The sequence below is a fragment of the Atopobium deltae genome (genome assembly GCF_001552785.1).
Classification (GTDB): Bacteria; Actinomycetota; Coriobacteriia; order Coriobacteriales; family Atopobiaceae; genus Atopobium; species Atopobium deltae.
Map to the genome: position 1 here is coordinate 1 of NZ_KQ959509.1, position 6,630 is coordinate 6,630.

General features: G+C 48.0%; 6 protein-coding genes. All 6 read left to right on the forward strand.

Translation table 11 applies throughout. The features are described from left to right. A partial coding sequence (locus HMPREF3192_RS06945; protein ID WP_197414570.1) for a hypothetical protein occupies positions 1-369 on the forward strand: 369 nt, incomplete at its 5' end. A 1,268-nt stretch (positions 370-1,637) separates the two neighbouring features. Beyond that, a complete protein-coding gene (locus HMPREF3192_RS05135; protein WP_066306107.1) occupies positions 1,638-2,048 on the forward strand; it encodes a helix-turn-helix domain-containing protein in 411 nt (136 codons plus the stop codon). Positions 2,049-2,154: 106 nt separating this feature from the next. Further along, complete coding sequence (locus tag HMPREF3192_RS05140; RefSeq protein ID WP_156422876.1) at positions 2,155-3,513, forward strand: hypothetical protein; 1,359 nt, start codon at positions 2,155-2,157, stop codon at positions 3,511-3,513. Beyond that, positions 3,513-4,952 (forward strand): phage portal protein, encoded by a 1,440-nt coding sequence (locus HMPREF3192_RS05145; RefSeq protein WP_066306111.1) that lies wholly within the window; start codon positions 3,513-3,515, stop codon positions 4,950-4,952. Before HMPREF3192_RS05140 ends, HMPREF3192_RS05145 begins: the two co-directional genes overlap by 1 nt. Positions 4,953-4,955: 3 nt before the next feature. Then, complete coding sequence (locus tag HMPREF3192_RS05150; protein WP_066306113.1) at positions 4,956-6,167, forward strand: VG15 protein; 1,212 nt, start codon at positions 4,956-4,958, stop codon at positions 6,165-6,167. Between the two features lie 183 nt (positions 6,168-6,350). After that, a partial coding sequence (locus tag HMPREF3192_RS05155; protein WP_197414571.1) for a hypothetical protein occupies positions 6,351-6,630 on the forward strand: 280 nt, incomplete at its 3' end.

Here is a 6,630-nt window from a genome sequence, read left to right on the forward strand (position 1 = left end):
ATTGTGAAGAGCTTAAAGCAGGCAGCACAGCTTGTAAGTGATGTTGACACAAAAATACAGCTCATAAAGCTTGCCGACGATGCGCAAGAGTTGTCGAACAGATTGCAAGCAGCAAACGAAAAAGTACAGCGACTTGAAGTTGAATTAAAACGTCGCCGCGCGCTTTATTATTGCAACGGTGCGTACCACTTGAAAGAAAGTGACGAGATACAAGAAAAGCGCCCGATTTGCGATAACTGTTACATTACGAAAAATTGGATTTCAATTATTGGCATGTATTACAACACGGCAATGTGCGCAAACTGCGGAAAGAAGTTTGTGGGCTTGAAGGTTGCAGATGTTATAGAAAAAGGGTTTGTTTCATTTTAATTGATGTACAACGCTTGATTGCTTCAAGCGGTAAAGGCAGCAGCATCACTTACAATTCCTGTTATTAAAGAGCTTGCACAGCAGGAAATAACAAAGCTTTTACAATAAAAATATTTTTGAAAACTCATCCTCTTATCTTGCATTATATATCTAACACATATATAATATAGTTATAAGTTGAAAGACAAAAGGAGGTGAGAAATGAATGTTTTAGAAGAGATAATGATTGCGGTTGTCGCCGGTATTATTGTTCACTATGCAACAACCGCAATCGACAAGCATCTAGCTGACCGTCAAAAGAAAAGCAAGTAAGGCATAGCTAGAAAGCAAGGGGGCAAAAGCCTCCTTGCGCTTAGCTTATCAAAAACAGAAGGGCATATACAATGGAGATTATTTTAATTTTCGTAAAATGGCTGTTTATTTTTGTATGCATTGCGCTGAGTATTAAAGCAATAGATTACATCAAAAATAAAAGAAAGTAGGTTGTACATGCAGACATCAGAAGCGCAAAGACGCGCCAACGCAAAGTATCAAAAGTATAATGTCAAAACTCATACATTAGCGTTTTATCCTAAAGACAAAGAGCTGTATGAGTGGCTATGTGCACAATCAAACAGAAGCGCTTACTTGCGCGAGCTTGTGCGTCAAGACATGCAGCGCCACAAGCAAAAAGAACAGCTTTGAACAGCTTTGAACAGAAGTGAACAGCGCTGAACAGCTTTGAACAGATAAAGCATGTTAATGTATAAAGTGGAAAGTCGTACGTGTAATGCGTGCGACTTTTTGCATATAGGAGGGGGATAAGTGTCAAAAAATCCAAGGAGCACAAACGGCAACGCGCGGCGCAAGCTTGTAGCATGGCTTCGAGCGCAGCAGCTTCCGTGCGCGCTGTGCGGACAAGCGATTAACTATTCATTGCCAGCAAGACATCCTGATTGCTTTGAGTGCGATGAGGTCGTTCCCGTGTCGAGGTATTGGCTGCGCCTGTTTAACAAGCAGCAGCAGTGTTGGGCAGGGCCGTACGAATCTGCGCAGGCTGCTGCATTAGCGCAGGAAAATGTACAGGCATCGCATAGGCACTGTAATTTGGACAAGTCAAACAAAGTTGTAAAAGATGTTGACAAATCAAAGATCATTTTCACTTCGCGTCGTTGGTAACCCTGGGGCGGTATCGTCGGCTATCTTCTCGTTGGCATAGAGCCTTTTTTTCAAAACAACATGCGAATGAGTGCGAACACCAAGCAGATCTTTTTACAGGGGGCACCTAGATGCACAAGCCTTTATCAAACGCAGATATAGACTACATCAAGCAAGCGCGCCTGCGTGGCGTGGCCACAAAAGATATAGCGGCACACCTTGGCTGCACTACAAGAACTGTACAAAAATACACTAACAGATTCAAGGCTGAAACCATTCCTCTTGTAGCAACGACCAGCGCAAACACAAAAAGCACAGCTGACGACTTGGGCATGCTTGAGCGCTTGAAAGAAGCGCGGAACATTCTGCGCACACAGATGCTTGAAGCAGACCCGCGAAACATTGCCTCCATCGTAAAAGAGTACCGAGCAGTATGTGAAGAAGTCGAGAGAATCGAAGAGAAAGACAGCGAACGAGAAAAGGAGCTCAGTCAATCAGATGACCCTCTCGACAAAGCACTCGCTCAAACCCTTGGAGCCTAGATATTGCTATCATCGACCATACAAGCTGAATCTTGAATCCGTAATTGAAGCGCTTGCCCAAAAGGCAGGCGTTTTTTTATTGGAATGGCAAAAGCGAGATTTAGCCATGATCTCTGCTATCGACGAGCAGAAACAATTCGTGCATCGTCGTGTGTGCTTGTCGATTCCTCGCCAAGCGGGAAAGACAACCATCATTGAGTGGTACGTGCTTGTCCTTGCCATGCTTTTGGGGGCACGCGTTTTATGGACGGTTCACAACTATCAGATCATTGTGAAGACCCTCGAGGACTTCCGTGTGATTTTGGGCCGCAAAGTAAATGATGAGCTGCATGGCATTCCTTGGTTTAATAGCAAGCTTTCCCGCACGAGCTCAAAAACGGCACAGGAGGGCTTCTGGTTCAAGTCGTACAGAAAAGGCCTAAACGCAGGTTGTATTTGCTTTTCGACACGAACCAAAAACGCCAGCCTTGGCAATACCTTTGATATCGTCGTGCTCGATGAGGCCCAAGAAGTAACCACAGAGCACCTGCAAGCAATCTTGCCGACGACATCATCAGGAGCGCTTCACAACCCGCAATACATCTATATGGGAACACCTCGCCGCGCAGGCTCTACGGCTGATCGCTTCGAAGCGATGAGAACCGAAGCGGTCGGTGCGATTGAGAACAAGCAAGACGCAGGCGCGCTTTGCTATATCGAATACGGTCTTTCTGAAATCGGAGATGTTTCCGATGAAGACAGGTGGTACAAAGCAAACCCCTCGCTCGTGGAAGGCGTTGCTAACATTGAAGCTATCAGGGAGCTTTTGCCACAAATGGGCAGGCTTGCTTTTGCGCAGGACTGTTTAGGTGTGTGGCTAAAGCCTCAAGAGCTATCAGCGGCCGCAGGGACGCCTTTAATCACATCTGACGAGTGGCAAGCTTGCGCTACAGATAAAGCGCCCACAGCAGCGCCCTGTGCGTTCGCGGTCAAGTTTTCCGTCGACGGTCAATACTTTGCTGTTGCCGTGGCGCTCGAAGAAGGCGACCACACACACGTTGAGCTTGTCGATATCCGCTCAACCGTCGGCACAAAGCGAGCGCTTGCCGATTTTGTCAAAGCGAGGGCGCAGTCGGTACCCGTCATTATTGACGGTCGAGCTGGGCAAGATTCACTGATTGAGCGAGTAGAACAAGATTGCCCGCATTACAACATCATCAAGCCAAAAACGGCGGATGTCATTGCGGCAAACACAACTTTTGTAGATGCAGTCCAAGAAAAGACATTGAGCTGGTACTTACCTAAAGGCGTCACGGAGCCAGACGAGCTCACAAAAGCAGTCACACAGTCCTACAGGCGAACCATAGGCAAGTCTGGTGGCTGGGGCTTTGACGGTGAGCTTTCGGCAGTGGTAGAGGCAGCAGCACTTGCCGTTTGGAAATCAAAACAAGCGAAAGAATACGAGCCGCAGGAGGCGTACTTTTAATGAATATCAGTAAAGACATTGCGCGGGCTGACGGCTTGGCGCCAGAGCTTTGCGGTCTTACCGAGGAGCTTGTCGATACGTGGCAGCGCCACTTAAAAACAAATCAGCTAAGAGACGCATACTACAACAGCGACAACCCGCTTAAAGATCTCGGTGTAAGCGTTTCGGCGCAGATGAAGAAAAAGCTTCAACCGCATATTGACTGGGCCGCAAAGTGTGTGAACTGGTGGGCAGACCATGTGCAATTTACAGGCTTTGTCGCTAAAGATGAAATATTGCAAGGCCAAATTGACAAGCTTTGTAAGCTTAACGACATTGACAACCTTGTACAGAAGGTCGTGCAGTCTTCACTGCGGCATTCCGTAGCGTTCATCACGGTCACAAAGGGCAACCAAGCATGGCAGGAGCCTGATGTTGTGTTGTCGGGGTACCCCGCAACAGCGGCAAGTGCGATTTATTCCAACGCCAAAAAGCGCATTGAGGCGGGCCTTGTTGTCGTAGACACCAAATACAGCAAATCTAAGCGCAAAAATGTGCCAACGCTCATGTATCTGTTTGATGACGAGACGGTCACGGTGCTCACGCTTGTACAGGGTAGGTGGGTGGCTCAAACCACGCCTCACAACATGGGACGTGTTCCTATGGAGCATCTAAGCTACCACGCAACACTTGAGCGGCCTTTTGGATCTTCTCGCATTTCTCGTACCGTTATGAGCCTTGTTGATGATGCGCAGCGCGAACTGATGAACATGAGCGCCTGCGCTGCTTTTTCGGCGGCGCCGCAAAAGTTCATTTTAGGTGCAGACCCCGAGCTTGCTAAAAAATTGGCTGAGACGCCGTTCGGCGCTTACGTGGGCTCGCTTGCGATTATAACGCCCAACAAGCAAAACCAAACGCCGCAGATGGGCCAGCTTCCACAGCTGCAAATGCAGCCTCACGCTGACTACATCCGCATCTTGGCTGCGCTTTTCAGTGACGCGACAAATGTACCCTTATCTTCGCTTGGTTTTTCGGGCGCAAACCCGACGAGCGCAGAAGCCCTTATCGCTTCGCAAGAAGACGCAATCGTTGACATCAACAACTACATTTCGGCTGCAAAAAGGACGCTTTCAAACGTGGCCATTATGGCAGCCGCTCAGCTTAATAACACGAGCTATCAGCAAGCTGCAAAAAGCTATGACATAGCCTGCACATTTGCCAACCCCGCCACACCGTCGGTTGTGTCGGTCACCAACGCCGCCGTGCAGAAGGTGGGCGCTTTCCCGTGGATGGCGCAGTCTGATGTGCTTTTGCGTGACATGGGTTACAAGGGCGAGACGCTCGAAGAGCTTCGAGACGACAGGCGCAAGTTTGAGGCGCAGCAGCTAATGATGCAGACGGTGGCAAGTCAGGCGAGAGACAGGCCAAATGACACATCAGATGACACCCCAGAAGAGTAAAACATGGAAATCAAAGCTTCAGATCTGAACGATTATGAGAGCGAGCTCGCGCTTTACCAAAAGAAAAGTCGCGAGGCCTTTATTGCTTGCATGAAAGCTCACATGCAATTGAATGATGACACCGACAAAGAGCACCTCAAAGAGGTATATAAACAGGCTGTTGACGCCGTCCAAATTTGGGGCAATACCACGGCTGGCGCAGCCTGTAAGTTTTTCGGGAAAACAGCACGAGCGAAAGCCCGTATATGTGATGTGCCAGATTTTATTCTTGAGCGCATAAACGACCGCATTATTGACTACTCAAAGACCCACGACATACGAAGTGATGAGTTCTTAGAGCTCGTGGGCTCATGTGCCGGATCCGAGGTTCGCCACAACGCCGATAGGACTACTTACAAAAACGCGAAGCGGCTAGCCACGAAAGGGGTTAAGTATTGCCGTGTTGCACAGAGCGTGTCATGCTGCTTTTGTCTCATGCTTGCAGGTCGCGGCCCTGTGTACTGGACAAAAGAGACCGCGGGCGAGGGGATGCGCTATCACCCAGGGTGCAAGTGCAAGATCGTTGCCTGTAGAGAAGGCGACACAATCAAGGGCTATCACCCCGAAAAAATCAACGCGGCCATGGAAAAGATCGCTGATTCTTTGGGGATTGATAACTGGCTTGATTTTGTCGATGACAAAGACATTCAGAAACTTCTCGAGCGGGAGCTCAAGCGCCGTGATCCTCGGTGGGTGCTTGAAGGCATAAAGCCTAAAGTTGACTATTCGAAAAACCCTCGCAAAAAGTATGGCGTTCGCAAGGTGGAGAACGACGATTATTCGAAACAAAATTTCAAGAAAACGGGTGAGGAGTGGCGGGATCTATTTGTTCATGACAGCTTGGCTTTGAATGGGTTTGCATTACAGCCGCAGGGGCTTGATTCGCTTGATTTGAAGCTTGGGCCACGTATGGAGTGGTGGGAAATAAAAAGCCCCATTCAAACTAAGGCCTCCAATCTTGATTCAGTACACTGGGTGGAAAACAACATTAAGCAAGCAAAACGTCAATTCAAGAAAAGAGGAATGGTAGACCAAGCGAAGGTAGTTGTAAGCAGCTACTATCATCCTGCTGAAGACGCATGGATTGAGCAAGAGCTCTTAAAAAGGGGGCTCCAGCACAATATTAAAGGGTTGATTTTTATAAATAAAAGAGGGGAAGTCAAAGTCCTTATATAAACGCAGAAGATGGCCTCTCCCATTAGCGGAGCGACGCATCTTCTGCGTTAGTGGCATTATACCACAACATTGTTGATTTAGGGCGCAGACGTGCGCCTTTTTTCATATACCGCATGCAGCGGGTAACTGCATACAACTGTACTCACAGGCATAACCGCACCAAGCGGGGAAAGGTTTTTAAGCATGGAAAAAGAAAACCAGCAAGAACAAGAGCAGAAAATGTTCACACAAGACGAAGTGAACAAGCTCATGGGGGCGCTTCGCAAAGAAAATCGTGAGAAGTACGCTGATTACGATGACCTAAAAGCAAAGGCTTCGAAGTTCGACGAAATCGAGCAACAGAGCAAGTCGGAGCTTGAGCGCATCACAGAGCGTGCTACAAAGGCAGAAACAGAGCTCAAACAGCTTAAAACAAAGGCCGAACATGACCAGCTAAAAGCAAAAATCGCTGATGAGCTTAAGG